This window comes from Sphaerisporangium krabiense (assembly GCF_014200435.1).
GTDB classification, from domain to species: domain Bacteria; phylum Actinomycetota; class Actinomycetes; order Streptosporangiales; family Streptosporangiaceae; genus Sphaerisporangium; species Sphaerisporangium krabiense.
Map to the genome: position 1 here is coordinate 6,372,759 of NZ_JACHBR010000001.1, position 16,180 is coordinate 6,388,938.

Annotated in this window: 14 protein-coding genes; 4 read left to right on the top strand and 10 right to left on the bottom strand. The window is 74.2% G+C overall.

Features of this window, described 5'->3' with window-relative positions:
- Positions 1-13 precede the first annotated feature (13 nt).
- Together BJ981_RS27840 and BJ981_RS27845 are read left to right on the top strand one after the other, a co-directional pair.
- Complete coding sequence (locus BJ981_RS27840) at positions 14-223, top strand: MbtH family protein (RefSeq protein WP_184615286.1); 210 nt, start codon at positions 14-16, stop codon at positions 221-223.
- A gap of 312 nt (positions 224-535) precedes the next feature.
- Entirely contained in the window at positions 536-2,026 is a 1,491-nt protein-coding gene (locus BJ981_RS27845; RefSeq protein WP_184615288.1) for an MFS transporter, read from the top strand.
- A gap of 19 nt (positions 2,027-2,045) precedes the next feature.
- Here BJ981_RS27845 and hpnR read toward each other — a convergent pair whose 3' ends face one another.
- The 10 genes from hpnR to BJ981_RS27895 form a co-directional block, all read right to left on the bottom strand.
- On the bottom strand, positions 2,046-3,521 hold the full coding sequence (gene hpnR, locus BJ981_RS27850; RefSeq protein WP_184615290.1) for a hopanoid C-3 methylase HpnR: 1,476 nt from the start codon (positions 3,519-3,521) through the stop codon (positions 2,046-2,048).
- A gap of 110 nt (positions 3,522-3,631) precedes the next feature.
- Complete coding sequence (locus BJ981_RS27855; RefSeq protein WP_184615292.1) at positions 3,632-4,384, bottom strand: sulfite exporter TauE/SafE family protein; 753 nt, start codon at positions 4,382-4,384, stop codon at positions 3,632-3,634.
- A 58-nt stretch (positions 4,385-4,442) separates the two neighbouring features.
- Positions 4,443-5,021, bottom strand: a complete 579-nt coding sequence (locus tag BJ981_RS27860; protein ID WP_184615294.1) for a rhodanese-like domain-containing protein — start codon at positions 5,019-5,021, stop codon at positions 4,443-4,445.
- Between the two features lie 65 nt (positions 5,022-5,086).
- A complete protein-coding gene (locus BJ981_RS27865) occupies positions 5,087-6,478 on the bottom strand; it encodes an MBL fold metallo-hydrolase (RefSeq protein WP_184615296.1) in 1,392 nt (463 codons plus the stop codon).
- Positions 6,479-6,555: 77 nt separating this feature from the next.
- Complete coding sequence (locus BJ981_RS27870; protein WP_184615298.1) at positions 6,556-6,825, bottom strand: metal-sensitive transcriptional regulator; 270 nt, start codon at positions 6,823-6,825, stop codon at positions 6,556-6,558.
- A 120-nt stretch (positions 6,826-6,945) separates the two neighbouring features.
- Positions 6,946-8,016, bottom strand: coding sequence for an iron-siderophore ABC transporter substrate-binding protein (locus BJ981_RS27875; protein ID WP_184615300.1), 1,071 nt, complete (start codon positions 8,014-8,016; stop codon positions 6,946-6,948).
- Between the two features lie 18 nt (positions 8,017-8,034).
- Positions 8,035-9,840 carry an ABC transporter ATP-binding protein gene (locus BJ981_RS27880; protein WP_184615303.1) on the bottom strand — a complete coding sequence of 602 codons (1,806 nt, stop codon included), beginning with the start codon at positions 9,838-9,840 and terminating at the stop codon, positions 8,035-8,037.
- Entirely contained in the window at positions 9,837-11,570 is a 1,734-nt protein-coding gene (locus BJ981_RS27885; protein ID WP_184615305.1) for an ABC transporter ATP-binding protein, read from the bottom strand. The genes BJ981_RS27880 and BJ981_RS27885 overlap by 4 nt, the downstream gene beginning before the upstream one ends.
- Positions 11,571-11,795: 225 nt before the next feature.
- Positions 11,796-12,791, bottom strand: coding sequence for a TolB-like translocation protein (locus BJ981_RS27890; RefSeq protein ID WP_184615307.1), 996 nt, complete (start codon positions 12,789-12,791; stop codon positions 11,796-11,798).
- A 129-nt stretch (positions 12,792-12,920) separates the two neighbouring features.
- Positions 12,921-14,336, bottom strand: coding sequence for a CBM96 family carbohydrate-binding protein (locus BJ981_RS27895; RefSeq protein WP_184615308.1), 1,416 nt, complete (start codon positions 14,334-14,336; stop codon positions 12,921-12,923).
- 465 nt (positions 14,337-14,801) lie between these two features.
- On the opposite strand from BJ981_RS27895, the gene BJ981_RS27900 reads away from it, so the two are divergent.
- Together BJ981_RS27900 and BJ981_RS27905 are read left to right on the top strand one after the other, a co-directional pair.
- Positions 14,802-15,542 carry an aspartate/glutamate racemase family protein gene (locus BJ981_RS27900; RefSeq protein ID WP_184615310.1) on the top strand — a complete coding sequence of 247 codons (741 nt, stop codon included), beginning with the start codon at positions 14,802-14,804 and terminating at the stop codon, positions 15,540-15,542.
- Between the two features lie 184 nt (positions 15,543-15,726).
- Positions 15,727-16,161, top strand: a complete 435-nt coding sequence (locus BJ981_RS27905; RefSeq protein WP_184615312.1) for a YjdF family protein — start codon at positions 15,727-15,729, stop codon at positions 16,159-16,161.
- Positions 16,162-16,180 lie beyond the last annotated feature (19 nt).

Here is a 16,180-nt window from a genome sequence, read left to right on the forward strand (position 1 = left end):
AGAGGAGACGACAGTGACCAACCCCTTCGAGAACGCCGACGGCGTCTACTCCGTGCTCGTCAACGACGAGGGGCAGTACAGCCTGTGGCCGGAGTTCGCGGAGGTCCCCGCGGGCTGGACGGTCGCCCACGGCCCGGGCACCCGCCAGGAGTGCCTGGACCACATCGAGTCGGTCTGGACCGACATGCGCCCGAACAGCCTCATCGACCACATGACGACCTGACCGCGCCCCGCCTCCGCGAAGCCCCGCCGCGCCGTCGCTTCACGCCTGTCGGCGCAGGTGGTCGATGTGGGCGAGCACGTGCGGGGATTCCCCGACGCTCGCCCGGACCAGGGACGGACCTCGGCCCGCTCGACGAAGCCGTCCGGGTCTTGGCCGTCATGCCGCGGGGGACGGTGTACGGGCCTTGGGCCGCTCGAGGTGGGCCCGCGGCGGCGGCTCGGTGACGGATCGGGACAATGGAGGCGAAAGGCCTGGTGGTGGGGACGGTGGTCCGGACCTGCCGGAGAGCGTTGAGCGAAGTCGGCTTTGCCCATGCCATATCGCTTTGCCAGGAAAAGACGCGGGCCTCTGCGGAAGGCCGCGCGATGGGGGCTGGCGCGGCTCTACGCCGCGCTGGGCGGTCCGGCGCGCGCCGAGGTGATCGTCATCCTCGCCTGCGTGCTGGCCCTCGACGCCGCCGACAAGGGGACGATCGGCGCGCTGGCCCCCGAGTTGGAGCAGGACCTGCACGTCGGCAACACCGAGATCGGCGCGCTCGTCGCGACCTCCTCCGGTGTCGGGGCGCTGGCGGCCGTGCCCGTCGGCATGCTGACCGACCGGGTGAACCGGGTCCGGCTGCTCGCGGGCAGCATCGTCCTGTGGAGCGCGGCCATGGTGGCGGGCGCGCTGGCCGGGTCGTTCTCGACGCTGCTGATGTCGCGCGTGGCGCTCGGCGCGGTGACCGCCACCGCGGGGCCGACGTTGGCCTCCCTGATCGGCGACTACTTCCCCGTCGCCGAACGGGGCCGCGTCTACGGGTTCATCCTCGCGGGGGAGACGCTCGGCGCCGGGTTCGGGCTGATCCTGGTGGGCGACCTCGGCGACCTGCTGTCGTGGCGCTGGTCCTTCGGCCTTCTCGCGCTGATCGCGCTGGCCCTGCTCTTCGTCGTGGTCCGGCGGCTGCGCGAACCGGCGCGCGGCGGCCGCGACCGGATGCCGGCCCTGGGCGGGAGGCACGGCGTGCGTCCTCAACCGGAGGCGACGGCGCGCCGGCAGATCCGGCGCCGGGGGGTGGCCCCCGACCCCGCCTTGGTCCTGCGCGAGGATCCGACGACCATGTCGCTGCGCGCGGCGGTGATCTACGTCCTGCGGATCCCGACCAACCGGCTGATGATCATCGCCTCCGTCGTCGGGTACTTCTTCTTCGCCGGGCTGCGCACGTTCGCGGTCGAGTTCGTGTCCGACCACTTCGGGCTGACCAAGATCCAGGTGAGCGGGCTGCTGCCGCTCGTGGGGGCCGGCGCGTTGCTCGGGGTGCTGACCGGAGGACGGCTGGCCGACCGGCTGGTGCGCCGCGGGCATGTGGAGGCCCGGGTAGGCGTGCCCGCGACGGCCTACCTCGTCTCGGCCGTGCTGTTCCTGCCCGCGCTCGTGACCACGTCGACGGAGAAGGCGCTCCCGTTGTTCACCGCGGCGGCGTTCTGCCTGGCGGCGGCCAACCCGCCGCTGGACGCGGCGCGTCTCGACGTGGTCCACCACCGGCTCTGGGGCCGGGCGGAGAGCGTGCGCACGGCGTTGCGGATGTCGGCGGAGGCCGGCGCGCCGGTGATCTTCGGGATGCTGGCGGACTCGCTCAGCCACGGGGGCAGGGCGGACGGCCTGGAGTACACCTTCCTGCTCATGTTGATCCCCTTGGCGGCCAACGGCGCCATCCTGCTGTGGGCCCGGCGTTCCTACCCGGAGGACGTCGCGGCGGCCGTCGTCTCCGAGGAGAACACGCGGCTTCGCGGCCCGGCCTCCGGTGGGGCGCGGGGGCGCCCGTAGCGGGAGGGCCGGGCACGGCTCAGCCGGGCCGCCGGTGGACGTACAGCTCCCGCCGGTCGGCCTGCCCGACGGTACGCCGGTCGGGGACCGGCAGCTCGTAGCGGACCTCACGGAAATGATCACCGTGTTGCCGGTCGGCGTTGTACACCGAGTGGAACCTCCAGACCGCCGCGGCGAAGTTGCTCTGCCCGCGCAGCAGGTTGCGGCCGATGATCCGCAGGGTCTTGGCCGCGCCCGCCACGCCGAGGTGTTTGCGGTTCATCACCGCCTGCGTCCGCACCAGCTCGCGGTAGAACTCGTGCAAAGGAAGCGTGGTCGGGACCACGGCGTGCTGGATGTCGAACAGGCGGTAGTCGCGCGAGGTGAGCTTGCGCGACTCGGTGTGCCAGATCTCGGTGCCGGGGTAGGGCGTCATGACGGTGAGGTTGACGATCTCGGGCACCGACAGCGCCCACCGGCGGACGAGCCGGAACCGCGCGGCGTCCCAGGCCGGGTCGACGATCAGGTTGATGGCGACGGTGAGCCCCATGTCGCGGGCGAGTTCGAGCGCCTTGACGTTCTGGTCGGGGCTGGTCCGCTTGCGGTACAGGTCGAGGCCCTGCTCGTCGAGCGCCTCCATGCCGAGGAACATGTAGGTCAGCCCGAGCCGCCGCCATCGCTCGAACACTTCAGGATGGCGCAGCAGCACGTCGGCGCGCGTCTCCAGGTAGTACTCCTTCCTGACCTTCCGCTTCTCCAGTTCCGCGGCGATGGCGTCGCCGTGCTCGGGCCGGATGAAGGCCACGTCGTCGACGATGAACACGCCCGGCTCCCGGATCGAGGCCACCTCCTCCGCCGCGGCCTCCGGCGACACCTTGCGGTAACTGCGCCCGTAGAAGGTCCACGCGCTGCAGAACGAGCAGTCCCACGGGCATCCGCGGGTGAACTCGACCGAGGCGGCGGGGTCCATCACGCCGATGAAGTACTTGTCGCGGCGCCGCGTCAGGTCCCGCGCGGGGCGCGGCTCGTCCAGGTCGTCCAGCAGCAGCGGCGGCTTCGCGCACGAACCCTCGGCGGTCACGGCGCCGGGAACCTCGGTGAGGCCGCCGTCGCGCGCGGCGGCCAGCAGCAGCGGGGCCGCGGCCTCGCCCTCGCCGCGCAGGATCGCGTCCAGGGCGCCCTCGGACTGCGCGAGGACGTGCGGGGCGATGAACGAGACGCTGTGCCCGCCGGCGAAGACGAAACAGCGCGGCAGCAAACTTTTCACTCGTTTGGCCAGATCGAGGACTTCCGGCACGTTGGGGAGGTAGTTAAGGCCGAATCCGACGGCCTGGGGCTCGAAGTCGAGCAGTTCGCGGCGAAGGTCACGGTGCGTGAAGATCTGCAGGTCGAGCAGGCGCACCTCGTGTCCCGCCCCGCGCAGCGCGGCGGCCACCCGTTCCAGGCCGAGCGGCTCCAGCCGGAGGAAGATCTCGGAGTACATCAGGCCGCTGGGGTGTACCAACAGGGTGCGCATCCACCCTCCCCGTCCTGATCGGACCGCACGTCAACCGGCGGCGCCCATAACGCCCATAGCACCCTGCTACCCTGTCGTGGCTCTGGGTAACCGGCGGGTCGTGCCGCGGCTCAGGTGGCCGGGAGCTGCTGAAGGAGGACGAAGGCGCCCATCGCCAGGACGAACCAGCCGAAGGCCGTGCGGAGGCGGGTGGCGTCGAGGCGTGCGGTGAGGGCGCCGCCGACCAGCCCGCCGAGGGCGGCGGCCACGCTGAACGGGAGCGCCAAGCTCCAGTCGACGGGTGTGCTGTGGAGGTATCCGGCGAGGCCCGCCAGGGACTTCATGGTGATGACCAGCAGCGAGGTGCCCACCGCCACGTCCATGGGCAGGCCGCCGAGCAGCGCGAGCGCCGGCACCACCAGGAACCCTCCGCCCGCCCCGACGAGCCCGGTCACCAGCCCCACGATGACGCCTTCCACGGCCATGTGCGCGACGGGCGGCTCGCGGCGCGGGGCGGCGCGGGCGGGAGCGCGGCGGCCGCGGATCATGGCGAAGGCGGTGGCGAGCATCATGGCGGCGAACGCCCCCATGAGCAGCCCCTCCGGCAGGTAGGGGCCGATCAGCCCGCCGCCGTACGCGCCCGCCATGCCCGCCGCGCCGAACAGGAGCCCGGTACGCCAGCGGACCCGGCCCGCCCTGGCGTGCCCGATGGCGCCGACCGCGCTGGTCACGGCCACGACGAACAGCGAGATCGCGATGGCCGCCTTGGCCGGCGCCCCGGCGAGGTAGACCAGCACCGGCACGGTGAGGATCGACCCGCCGCCGCCGAACAGGCCGAGCGTCACGCCGACCAGGACGGCGGCGGCGAGGGTCAGGGCGAACATCGATACCCCGGGGGGTATGTGGAAGACACGGGCCGGCCCGGTGCGCGGCGTGTCATGCTCAGGCGCCCGCTTCGGACGGGCCCTGGCGCAGCCGCGCGATGGCGGCCTCGACGTCCACGCCTCCCGCCCGGTTGTAGGGCAGCTTGGCGAGCAGCATGCCCATGGCGCAGGTGTCGGTGAGCGCCGCCACCGCCAGGCCCGCTCCGATCAGGGCGGCGACCGCCGCCGCGGCGGGGATCCACAGGCTCGCCACGACCGAGGCGAGCACGACGCTCCCCGCGACGAGGCGGACCTGCCGCTCCAGCGCCCAGCGCGCGCGTCCCCGCTCGACGGCCCCTCCGGACGCGGTCCAGGCGTTCATGCCGCCGTCCAGGACCGCGACCCCGGCGGGCCCGGCGTCGCCGAGCGCCGACCTGGCCCGCTCGGCGCGCACGCCGGACTGGCAGACGAGCAGCACGCGGCCGTCCACGCCGGCGACGGCGTCCCGCAGGCGGGCGCCGGCCTGGTCGAGGGGAAGATTGACGGCGCCGGCGATGTGCGCGGACGCGAACTCGCCCGGGGTGCGGACGTCCAGGACGCGGACGCCGGGATCTGATGCGATCAGTGAGCGGGCGGTGGCGGCGTCGATACGGGACACGAGGACTTCTCCAGGTTCTGTCGAGCTAACGGACGAGCGATGAGGCGGTCCGGCGGTCGCGCCGGTCAGATGGTGTCGGTGTCGGTGTCGGTGTCGGTGTCGGTGTCGGTGTCGGTGTCGGTGTCGCGGTCGCGGTCGCGGAGTGCGGCGGCGGCCTCGGCGACGCCGGCGCCGGTCAGGGCGATCGGGTGGAAGCCCTCGCGGGCGAGGTGGGAGGCGGCGATGCTCGCGCGGCGGCCCGAGGCGCAGGCGACCAGGACCGGCCGCGCCGGGTCCAGCACGTCCGGGATGCCCATGGTGAACAGGTCGGGCAGGAACCGCTCGGCCGCGCCCTCCAGCCGCGCCTGCTCGCGTTCCGCGGGCATGCGCACGTCGAGGAGCTGGGCGTCCGGGCGGGCGAGCAGGGTGGTGAAGGCGTCGAGCTCCAGCAGCTCGTAGGTCTGCGTGGCGGACGCGCCGAGGTCGCGGACGACGCCGTGGACGGTGTCGGCGCCGATCCTGGCGAGCTGGGTGACCGCCTCGGCGACGTCCTGGCCCGGCTCCGCGACCAGGGTGATCGGCTCGGCGTACGGCAGCAGCCAGCCCGTCCAGCTTCCGAAGTCGTCGTCCAGCTCGACGCCGAGCGAGCCGGGCAGCATGCCCCGGGCCTGCGCCGGGCGGGGCCGGATGTCGACCACGTGCGACCCGGCGGGGATCTCCGCCACGCCGAGCTCGGGGACGCGCAGGGGCGGCATGGGCGGCACGCCGCGCGTGTTGGCGGGGCCCATGTGCCGGTAGAAGGCCGGGATGGGCATGGGGGTGGCGAGCAGCGCGTCGGCGAACTCGTCGGGATCGGCGAGGGCCAGCAGCGGATTTCCGGCGCGCTCGTCCCCGATCGTCGAGGTCGTCCGCCCCGCGCCGGTGACCGTGCAGAAGGACCCCTCGCCGTGCGTCGGGTACAGGCCCACGGCGGGGGGCAGCGCGGCGAGCCGGCGCAGCGACCCGTGCTGGAGGCGGGCCAGCGAGCGGGCCCGCTCGGGGCCGAGCAGGTCGGGCCGTCCGGCCGAGGCGACCAGCAGGCTGCCGCCGGAGAACAGCGCGACCGGTTCTCCCTCGATGAGCACCAGGTAGCTGGTGTGCTCGGGCGTGTGGCCCGGGGTGTGGAGGGGACGCACGGTGAGCACGCCGCCGTCGATCTCCTCCTGGTGGAAGGCGGGCGTGTGCCGGTAGGCGGGCGCCGCGGCGGCGGGCATCACCAGTTCGGCTCCGGTGCGCAGCGCCGCCTGCTCCGCCCCGGAGGCGTAGTCGTTGTGCAGGTGCGTCTCCAGCACGAACCGCAGGTCCACGTCCCGCTCGGCGGCGGCGCGCAGGAAGCGGCCGATGTCGCGCTGGGGATCGACGAGGACGCCCGTGCCCTGGTGTGTGAGCAGGTAGGTCTGGTCGCCCAGGCCGGGCGTCCGGAACGTCGTGACCTCCATCGCCAACTCCTCTCTATACCCCCGGGGGTATAAGAACGATAAAAATAGGCGGCCGCGGAGCCTCCGCGGCCGCGTGTCTAGGCGAGCGCGAGGAAGAGCCGCTCCAGCTCGGCCACGCTCATGGGCGGCTGGTCGCCGCGGTTCTGCGCGTCCTGGCAGTGCCGCAGCCCCGTGGCCACGATCTTGAACCCGGCGCGGTCGAGCGCCTTGGAGACGGCGGCGAGCTGGGTGAGGACCTTCGTGCAGTCCTCGCCCGCCTCGATCATCGCGATCACGCCGGCGAGCTGGCCGTGCGCCCGCTTCAACCGGGTCAGCGCGTCGCCGATCATGCCCTCGTTCAGCTCCATGCCTGCGACTATACCCCCGGGGGTACCAGAGATCGCAAGTCCGCCCAGCTCACCGGGCCTCATGCGCACGACGCCGCCGTCCGGGGGCCGGGCGGCGGCGTGTGGATCAGGGGGGCGGGTCTACGGCTGCGGCTGCGGGACCTCGGTGGCCGGGTCGCCGTCGACGGCGGCGGCGAGCTGCGGCACCAGCCGGTCCAGGGTGTACGGCAGGCTGAGCACCGACACGAACGAGAAGGCGTTCCCGAAGTCGCCGGTCTCCTTGACGAAGACCTCGCGGCCCTTCGCGACCACGTCCAGGTCGGCGTACAGCTTGTCCTGGTGCAGCTTGGCGGCGTCGGCGGCCGGGTCGGCGACGATCCACATGACGGTCTCGGCGTCCAGCAGGTCGGTGCGCTCCTTGCTGATGTTGGCGCCGAACTCCGTCCCGACGGCCTTGTCCAGGCCCTCGGGCGGCGTGAAGCCCAGCGAGGACAGGATGCGCGCGCGGTTGTCCTGCGGGCCGTACACGAAGATCCCCTCGTACGGCGTGGCGACGACGCCGGTCGCGCCCGCGAAGTCGGGATGCTGCGACCTGGCCTGGGCGAACCGCGCCTCGACGTCCCGCACCAGCGCCTTGGCCTCCGTCTCCTTGCCCAGCGCCTTTCCGATGATCTCCGTCTGCCGCTCCCAGGGGACCCCGTAGTCGGGGTGGTCCTTGGGCTGGGCCACCACCGGAGCGATCTTCGACAGCGTCTCGTACTGTTCCTTGGTCACCCCCGAGTAGAGGGCGAGGATCAGGTCCGGGGCCAGCGCGGCGATCTTCTCCACCTGCGGGCCGGTCCCGGTGTCCTTGAGCACGGTCGGGGCGGCGGCCGTGCCCAGCTTGTCCTTGGCCCACGGGCCGACCGCGCCCGGGTAGCCGCCGAGCCACTCGGTGGTGCCGACCGGGACCGTGCCGACCGCCAGCGCGGCGTCCTGGTCGGTCAGCCCCACCGTGACGACGCGCTTCGGCTGCGCGGGGATGGTCGTGCTGCCGTACTTGTGCTCGATGGACATCGGGTAGGCCGCGCCCGCCTGGCCGGACGTGGCCGGGGCCGCGGAACCGGAGGGCCCGGCCGGGCCTTCGCCGGAGCCGCAGGCGGCGACGGTGCCGAGGAACAGGACGGACGCGAGAGCCGCGGCGGTCCTGGCGCCTCTCAGAATGCGGAACATCAGTGGATCCTTTGTGTTTCAGACAGGGGTGGAAGGGTCGTGGGCGGAGGGGAGGCCGGACCGCGCGTCCGACCACGCCTCCCACAGCGCGGCGTACGGGCCGCCGGCGGCGCGAAGATCGTCGTGGCCGCCGCTCTCCACGACCCGGCCGTCGTCCATGACGACGACGCGGTCCGCGGTGGCGGCCTGGGTGAGGCGGTGGGCGACCACCAGGGCGGTACGGCCCTCGACCGCCCGGTCGGCGGACTCCTCCAGCACACGGGCGCCCGCGCTGCCGGCCTCGGCCGTCGCCTCGTCCAGGACGGCCACCGGCGGGGCGGCCAGCACCAGGCGGGCGAGGGCGAGCTGCTGCACCTGCGTGGCGGTGAGGCGGTGCCCGCCCTCGCCGACCTCGGTGCGCAGGCCCTCGGGCAGCGCCTCGGCCCAGTCGAGCGCGCCGACGCGGGCCAGCGCCGCGCGCAGCTCGTCGTCGCCGGCGTCCGGCCTGGCCAGGCGCAGGTCCTCGGCCAGCGGCCCGGAGAAGACGTGCGTCTCCTGGGTGACCAGCACGACCCTCGCCGGCTCCCCGGTTCCCGGGACGGCCACCCGTACGGTGCCCGCGGTGGGGGAGTGGACGCCCGCGACGAGCTTGGCCAGCGTCGTCTTGCCCGCCCCGCTCGCCCCGATCAGCGCCACCCGCTCGCCGGGTGCGAGGGCGAGGTCCACCCCGCGCAGCACGGGCCTGCCGGGCTCGTAGGCGTGCTCCAGCCGGGCCACCGCCACGGCCGCGCCCCCGTCCGCCACGGTCGCCGGGGCCGCGTGGTCCTGCGGTCCGGCAGGGTCGGCGAGGTCGGTGACGCCGACCAGGCGGGCCAGGCCCGCGACGGCCACCTGCGCGTCGTCCATCAGCACCAGGGCGGAGTTGATCGGGCCGAACAGGCTGTGGAAGTACAGGGCGGCGGCCGTCGCCGTGCCGATGGAGGCCGATCCGCCGCGCACCAGCAGGAACCCCGTCACCAGCACCGCCGCCAGCCCCGCGTACTCGGCCACGTGCAGGCGGCTGTAGAAGCGCAGCACCAGCCGGACCCCGCGCATCGTCAGCAGCAGCGCCCACCGGGACCGCTCGGCCGCCTTCTCGGCGTGCTCCTCCTCCAGCCGGAACGCCCGCACGGTGGCGGCGCCGCCGATCGTGTCCAGGAGCTGCTGCTGCATGTCCCCGGCGGCGACGCGCTGCTCGGCGTACAGCGGGACGGCGCGGCGCACGTACCAGCGCGCGGTGTACGCCTGGACGGGCACGGCCACCAGCGCCGCCAGCAGGAACCGCCAGTCCAGGACGGCCATCGCGGCGAGGGTGAGGACGATGGCCAGCAGCGAGCGGGCCAGCTCGGGCAGCGCCGTGCGCACGGCCTCGGCCACCCGCGAGACGTCGGAGGTGACGCGGGCCGTCAGGTCGCCCGAGCCGGCGCGCTCCAGCCGTTCCAGCGGCAGCCGCAGCGCCCGGTCGACGAACCGCTCCCGCAGCCGGGCCAGCACGGTCTCGCCGAGGCGGGACACCAGCGACAGCCCGAGCATGGTCGCCAGGCCCTGCGCGACCGCGACGGCGGCCAGCAGCGCCACGGGCTGGGTGAGCGCGGCGGCCGGGTGCCGCCCGGCGACCAGGTCCACGACCCGGCCGAGCAGCGGCTGGACGAGCAGCCCGATGGCGGTGGCCGCCACCAGCACCGCGAACCCGCCCGTCGCCAGCCGCCGGTGCGGGCGCAGCAACTCCCGCACCGCCGCCCGCGTCCGCGCGGGGGTGGCCACGGGCAGCCGCAGCGGCACCCGGGCCGAGGGGAGATCGCTCATGCCAGGACCGCCGTCCGGTAGGGGGCGTGGTGACGGAGGAGCTCGGCGTGCGGGGCCGAGGCGGTGACGCGGCCCTCGTGGAGGAGGACGACCCGGTCGGCGGCGGCCAGCAGCGCGGGGCTGGTGGTGACGAGGATCGTCGTGCGGCCCGCGCGCGTCTCGCGGATCCCGGCCGCGACCCGCGCCTCGGTGACGGCGTCGACCGCGGTCGTCGGGTCGTGCAGGACGAGAACGGGACGGCGGGCGGCCAGCGCCCGCGCCAGCGCGACCCGCTGACGCTGCCCGCCGGAAAGGGACCTCCCGCGCTCACCGATCACCGATGCGGCGCCGTCCGGCAACGCCCGCGCGACCTCGTCGGCCGCCGCGGCGCGCATCGCCCACCCGACCTCGTCCTGTACCGCGGCCTCGGCCCCGCCGCCACGCTTCGCCCGCTCGGTGGCGGACGCGCCGGGCGCGGCCACGTTCTCGTGCAGGGTGCCCGCGAACAGTTCGGCGTCGTGCTCGGCGACCAGGACCACCGTGCGCAGGCCGGCCGGGTCGAGATCGCGCAGCGGCACGCCGTCCAGTTCGACGACGCCTTCGTCCGGGTCCGCCCTGCGGTCGAGCAGGCGCAGCAGCGCGGTGGCGTCCGACGGGCCGGTCACGGCCACGCCGAGGATCTCTCCGGCGGCCACGTCCAGGTCCAGCCCTCGCAGCCCGCCGTACACGACGCCCCGGAGCCGCACCGTCCCCTGCACGAGAGCGGGTTCGGGGGCCGGTTCTCCGCCGGACACGGCGAGGGGCGCGGACAGGACCGCGGCGACGCGGGCGGCCGAGGCGCGGCCCTGGGCCAGTTCGGCGTTGACCCAGGAGAACGTCTCCAACGGGCCGATCAGGAACAGCGCGAGGCCGACCGCCGAGACGAGCTGTCCGAGGCTGATGTCCCCCTGCACGGCGAGCCGTCCGCCGACGAGCGCGACGACGGCGATGAAAAGCCCGGTCAGGGCGACGACGACGCCGTTCTGGACGGCCTCGGCGCGCGTCGCCCGCAGCGTGGCGGCGAGCGAGGCGCGGCTGGTGCGCCGGTAGCGGGCGACCGCGGCCGCCTCCGCGCCGAGGCCCTTGAGGACGCGCAGGCCGGCGACCAGGTCGGCGGCGACGCCGGAGGCGTGCGCGGCGCGTTCCTGCTCGGCCTCGCTGCGGCGTTCGAGCGGCTTGCTCAGCAGGTGGCCGAGCCAGAGGAGCACCGGCGTGCCGGCCAGCACGGTCAGGCCGAGCGGCACCGAGGTGCGCAGCAGCGCCACCGCGCCGACCAGCACCCCGGCCAGTGCCGACACGCCGAACATCACCGCCATGTTGACCACGCCGACGCGCCGGGCGTCCTCGGTGGCGATCGAGGTGAGGGCGCCGGGCGGCCTGCCGGTCTCCGCGCCGCCGCCCGGGTGCAGGACGCGCTGGACGAGCACGACCCGCAGCAGGTGGGCGGCCTGCTCGGCGGCCCGTTCCCCGGCGCGGGCGCCGAAGCGGAAGCCGAACGACAGGGCGACGTAGACGACGGCGAGGACGGCCAGCCACCACAGCAGCGCCCCGGCGTCGCCCTTCGCCACGGCCCGGTCGACCACGACGCCGATCAGGACGGGGACCAGCGCCTCGCCGGCCTGGTGCACGCAGCCGAGCGCCGAGCCGGCGGCCACGCCGCGCCACTGGCCCTTGATCGAACGGGCCAGTACCTGCCGCCCTGTCGTGCCCACACGTCTCCCTCAAGAACCGCCCGCCACAAACTTAGGTAAGGCTACACTAAGTAATATTGGCGGAAAGAGACCCCCATCCTGGTCGGGCCGGCACAGGAGGGCGCGACGGCATCCGGGGCCGGGAAGGGGAGCGGCGTCAGAACCCGTCGGCGGGCATGAGGAAGTCGCCCCTGGGCGTGGTCGCGGCGGCCTGAGGCCTCCCCGTATGGTCCGTCACCGCCCGGATCAGGACCCGTCGGCGGGGGCGAGGGAGTTGGCGCCCGGGATCAGGAGGCGGGGGGCGCCGGTGCCGTCGGCAGGGGTCGTCCAGGTGTTGTTGGTGCCGTCGCTGGTCTGCAGGGCGTAGGCGACCGTCCGCGCGTCCAGCCACACCGGCTGGTCGTCCACGCTGCGCGTCTCGGCCAGCGGCGTGACCCGTCCCGAGGCCAGGTCCAGCACCGACAGACGCCAGCCCTTCTTCGGGTCGCCGCCCACCGCCGACTTGTAGGCGATCCGCGCGCCGTCGGGGGACAGCGACGGGCACTCCACGTTCTCGCGCAGCGTCCGCACCGTCCCGGCCGCGAGGTCGCCCTCCACCAGGTGGCGGCGCCCGCCCGTGGACAGGGTCGCGTAGAACCGGTTGTCGTCGCGCGTGAAGGTGACGCCCCAGAAGTTGACGTCCGGGTTCCGGTACGGCCGCCCGTCCAGGGTGATCGCGAAGTCCTCCAGGGACTTCACCAGCCGTCCCGTACGGGTGTCCAGGATGCCGGCCTGGGTGGAGAAGCCGGTCGTGGCATAGGAGTGGCCGTCGATGAACAGCGTCCAGGCCACCATGCGCCCCGACGCCGACACGCGCAGCCGGTTCGGGAAGCCGCGCAGCGGCACCGACCTCCGCTCCCGCAGCGACGCGTCCAGCACGAGCAGCGAGGTCGCGCCGAGCGGGCCCACCGGCGTGAGGCAGGCGACCGTCCCGGCGGCGGCGTAGGCGCGGTCGCACTTCAGGGCGGACACCTCGCGCGGCCCGCCCGGGTCGGCGGCGGAGACGGTCGACAGCAGGCCGTTGGTCAGCGCCTGCAGGCGCGGCCCGCCGCCCACGGGGCCGGAGGGGACGGCGGCGGCCCGCCTGCCCTCGGCGGCCGACCGCGCGGACCTCGCGGAGGCCGCGTAGGCGACGGCGGCCCCGGCGAGCAGCAGGGCGGCCAGGACGGTGACGAGGACGCGGGTGCGCGTGCTGAGGGTCATCGGGACCTCGCGGGGGGAAGGGGGACGGGACGGCGGAGTGCGGCGCCCCGGACGGGCACGGCGCCGCCGCGGGACCCGCGATGGGCCCGCCGGCGGCGCCGCTTCCGTCGAGGCCGCTCAGGCGCGCGCTCAGTGGCAGGCGGTGGTGCCGCTGTCGGTGAACGTCTTGCCCGACTGCGGCACGAACTGCCAGTCGTAGCTGCCGGCGTGAAGGGTGAGCTTCAGCACGCCGTAGGTGTCGCTGTTGCGGACCTGGCTGTTGGCCAGGATCGTGCCGAACCCGTAGTGGCTCGCGCCGCCGGACCCGACGACGAAGTGACGGATGCCGCGCGCGTTGTCGAGCTGGTTGGAGGGGGTGATCGGCGCGAACCGCTCGTACTGGTGGTTGTGGCCGGTCAGGATCACGTCGGCGTTGTTGTCGTACAGGGCCTGCACGAGCGGCGCGACCGAGGTGTCGGGCGCGTGGTTGGACCCCGAGGTGAAGCGCGGGTGGTGCCACATCGCGACCGTGCACGGCTTGGGGTTGGCCTGCAGGTCCGCGCGCAGCCACTGCACCTGCGCCGACGTGGCGCCGCAGCCGCCGACCGCCGAGCAGTTGGAGTTCAGCACGACGACGTGCCAGTTGGACCCGAGGTCGTAGGAGTAGTACCCCTTGCTCGGGTCGCCCGCGGCGGCGCCGAAGTAGCCGTAGTACCCCGACGCACCCGAGGTGTTGTAGTCGTGGTTGCCGGGCACCGGCCGGGTGCGCGCCTTGTGGCGGCCCCAGGTCGGGTTGTAGTAGGTGTTGAACTCCGAGGCGGTCCCGTTGTCGTACACGTTGTCGCCCAGGGTGAACACCGTGCCGGAGATGCCGTCCAGCAGCGCCGCGGTCGCGGTGTCGCCCGAGCCGGAGTTGGAGATGTCGCCCGCGCCGACCAGCACCGGGTCCGCGGCCGACGGCGTGCTGGTCGTGGGCGTCGGGCTGGAGGTCGTCCCGGTGGTCACCACGAGCTGGGGCGCCGTCGCCGCGCCGCTCTCGCGCGCGTCGTAGTCGGCGCCGTCGGAGCTGGACGAGGTCACGCCGACGCTGTAGGTGCCGTCGCCGGTCACGTACGAGGTCACGTCGACCTCGTACCAGGCGTTCCTGGACACCGAGCCGATCGTGCCGAGCGTCGCGCCGTCGATGGCCGGCTGGTCGTTCCACGTGGTGGCGGTCTCCGACCACGTCGTGCTGCTCACCGCGCGGAACGTGCCGCCGCTGGCGCTCTCCGCGCCGCTGACGTCGTCGGTGTGCAGGCGGAGCTTGGCGCCGGTGACCGTGCCGGAGACGCCGGACACCGTGAACCGCAGGAACAGCCGCTTGACCGGCGAGTTGTCGATGCCGAGCTGCCCGGAGGTGCCGTAGTTGGTGCCGGTCGCGCCGTTGTCCACGTAGGTGTCCGCGACCGGGGTGAAGGTCGACGTGGCCGCGTTGGCCACGCCTCCCGGCAGCGTCACGGCCGCGATCGCGACCGCGCCCGAGACGGCGGCCGCGAACACCGCCGTCAGGGTCTTGCGTCGGAACATGTGCTTGCTCCTCGTGCGGGGGTCGGGGGGGCTACACGGACGCTAGATCGGCTTCCGCTCGGCCCGATGAGCAGTGAGAGAGCGAAGGGAGTCCAGAGGGTTAATGCCGGAAGCGCCCGGTCGTGCGGCGTGAGGTATGAAGCCGACATATTGCGCAGGCCCCGCGGGCGGCGCGTCCGGCGCCGTCACGCCGCCCGCGATGGCGGTACACGACCACGGACGCGTGAACGGAAGGTGAGGTCGTCGTGCCACCCTCGGATTCCGGCGAGTCCTGCCGCAGACCGTTCGGACGGCGTCGTGCCGGTCCCCGGATTCGGCGGGTTCCGCCGCGCGACCGTGCCGAGCGGCCCGTCCTGTGTGTGCCCGTCGGTCCTGAGCCACCGTCGCGGCGGGCCCGCGGCACCGTGGACACCATCGCTAGGGTGAGGGTGGGATGTCCGGTTCGTTGTCCAGTGGGGTGATGGGGTGGCGACGTTGCACTTCGGGATTCTGGGGCACAGCGCCGAGGGGGCCGCGTTGTGCTTCCGGGCGTTCTGCGGGGAGGGCTTCCGCGCGCTCGGGCCGCACCGGCATCCTGACGTGACCCTGGACCTCATCCCGCTGGCGCGCAGCATGCCGTACTGGGACGCGGGCGACCACGCGCCCATCCGGGACACGCTCGCCGAGAGCGTGCGGCGGCTCGCCGGCGCGGGCGCCGACTTCTTCGCCTGCCCCGACAACACCGCCCACATGGCCCTGGACCTGCCGGGGGAGGACCTCGCACTCCCGGGGCTGCACCTCGCCGAGGTCGTCGCCGACCGTGCCGCCCGGGACGGCCGCACCCGCGTCGGCGTGCTCGGCACCCGGTACACCATGGACGGCCCGCTCTACCCGCGCGCGCTCGCCGCCCGGGGCATCGCCGCCGAGGTTCCCGAGGCCGGCGACCGCGCCGTCGTGGACGAGATCATCTTCACCGAGCTGCTGGAAGGCGTCTTCAGCGACTCATCGCGCCGCAGGTACGCCGAGGTGATCGGGCGGCTCGCCGAGCGGGGCTGCGACGCGGTGGCGCTGGTCTGCACCGAGATCCCGCTCCTGGTGACGCCCGAGGTGTCGCCGCTTCCGACGCTCGACTCGACCCGCCTGCTCGCCCGCGCCGCCTTCGAGGTGGCCACCGGCCTGCGCCCCATGCCGGTCTGGCGCGGCGGCCCCGGCCCGTCGCGGAGCTGAGGCGGAGCGGACCCGGGCCGGGCGGACCAGGGCCGATATACTCGTCGGCGCATGCGAAAACGCGGCCTGGTCGGTAGCCCAGGCGCCGTCGTCCGACGGTTTGTATCCGCCCTCTCCAGGGATGTCCGGCATGCCGGAATCCGGCCTCGTCAGGCCGGTGATCGGTATGCCCGCTGGAGGGGACATGAGCGCCGTGACGCTGACCGTGTGCTTCGCCGACCCGTTCTGGGTCGGCTACCTGGAGATCGACGAGGGCGGCGCCGTGCGCGCCACCCGGGTCGTGTTCGGCGGCGAGCCGACGGACGCCGAGCTGCACGACTTCCTCCTGCGCAACGGCTCCGCCCTGCTCGCCAAGGCCGCCGCGAACCCGCCCGTGGCAAGCGACGCGCGGCCCGTGGGGCGTCCCAACCCCAAGCGGGCCGCGAAGCTGGCCGCCCGGGAGGCCGCCCGCGTGGCGCAGGGCCGGCGGAGCACGGCGTCGCAGGAGGCCGTCCGCCTGGAGTACGAGGAACGCAAGGCCGAGGCGTCCGCCGGGCTGCGGGCCAGGAAGGCGGCCGACGCCGAGCGCCGGTACGAGGCCGCCCGTGCCAAGCGCCGCGAACGCAGACGCGGCCACTGATGACGCCGCGCGGACCGGC

Bases quoted from the DNA above. Each gene is read 5' to 3' on its own strand.
- BJ981_RS27905 (WP_184615312.1), top strand. From the start codon at position 15,727: ATGAGCGCCGTGACGCTGACCGTGTGCTTCGCCGACCCGTTCTGGGTC.
- BJ981_RS27845 (WP_184615288.1), top strand. From the start codon at position 536: ATGCCATATCGCTTTGCCAGGAAAAGACGCGGGCCTCTGCGGAAGGCC.
- hpnR (WP_184615290.1), bottom strand. From the start codon at position 3,521: ATGCGCACCCTGTTGGTACACCCCAGCGGCCTGATGTACTCCGAGATC.
- BJ981_RS27865 (WP_184615296.1), bottom strand. From the start codon at position 6,478: ATGGAGGTCACGACGTTCCGGACGCCCGGCCTGGGCGACCAGACCTAC.
- BJ981_RS27870 (WP_184615298.1), bottom strand. From the start codon at position 6,825: ATGGAGCTGAACGAGGGCATGATCGGCGACGCGCTGACCCGGTTGAAG.
- BJ981_RS27875 (WP_184615300.1), bottom strand. From the start codon at position 8,016: ATGTTCCGCATTCTGAGAGGCGCCAGGACCGCCGCGGCTCTCGCGTCC.
- BJ981_RS27895 (WP_184615308.1), bottom strand. From the start codon at position 14,336: ATGTTCCGACGCAAGACCCTGACGGCGGTGTTCGCGGCCGCCGTCTCG.
- BJ981_RS27880 (WP_184615303.1), bottom strand. From the start codon at position 9,840: ATGAGCGATCTCCCCTCGGCCCGGGTGCCGCTGCGGCTGCCCGTGGCC.
- BJ981_RS27855 (WP_184615292.1), bottom strand. From the start codon at position 4,384: ATGTTCGCCCTGACCCTCGCCGCCGCCGTCCTGGTCGGCGTGACGCTC.
- BJ981_RS27890 (WP_184615307.1), bottom strand. From the start codon at position 12,791: ATGACCCTCAGCACGCGCACCCGCGTCCTCGTCACCGTCCTGGCCGCC.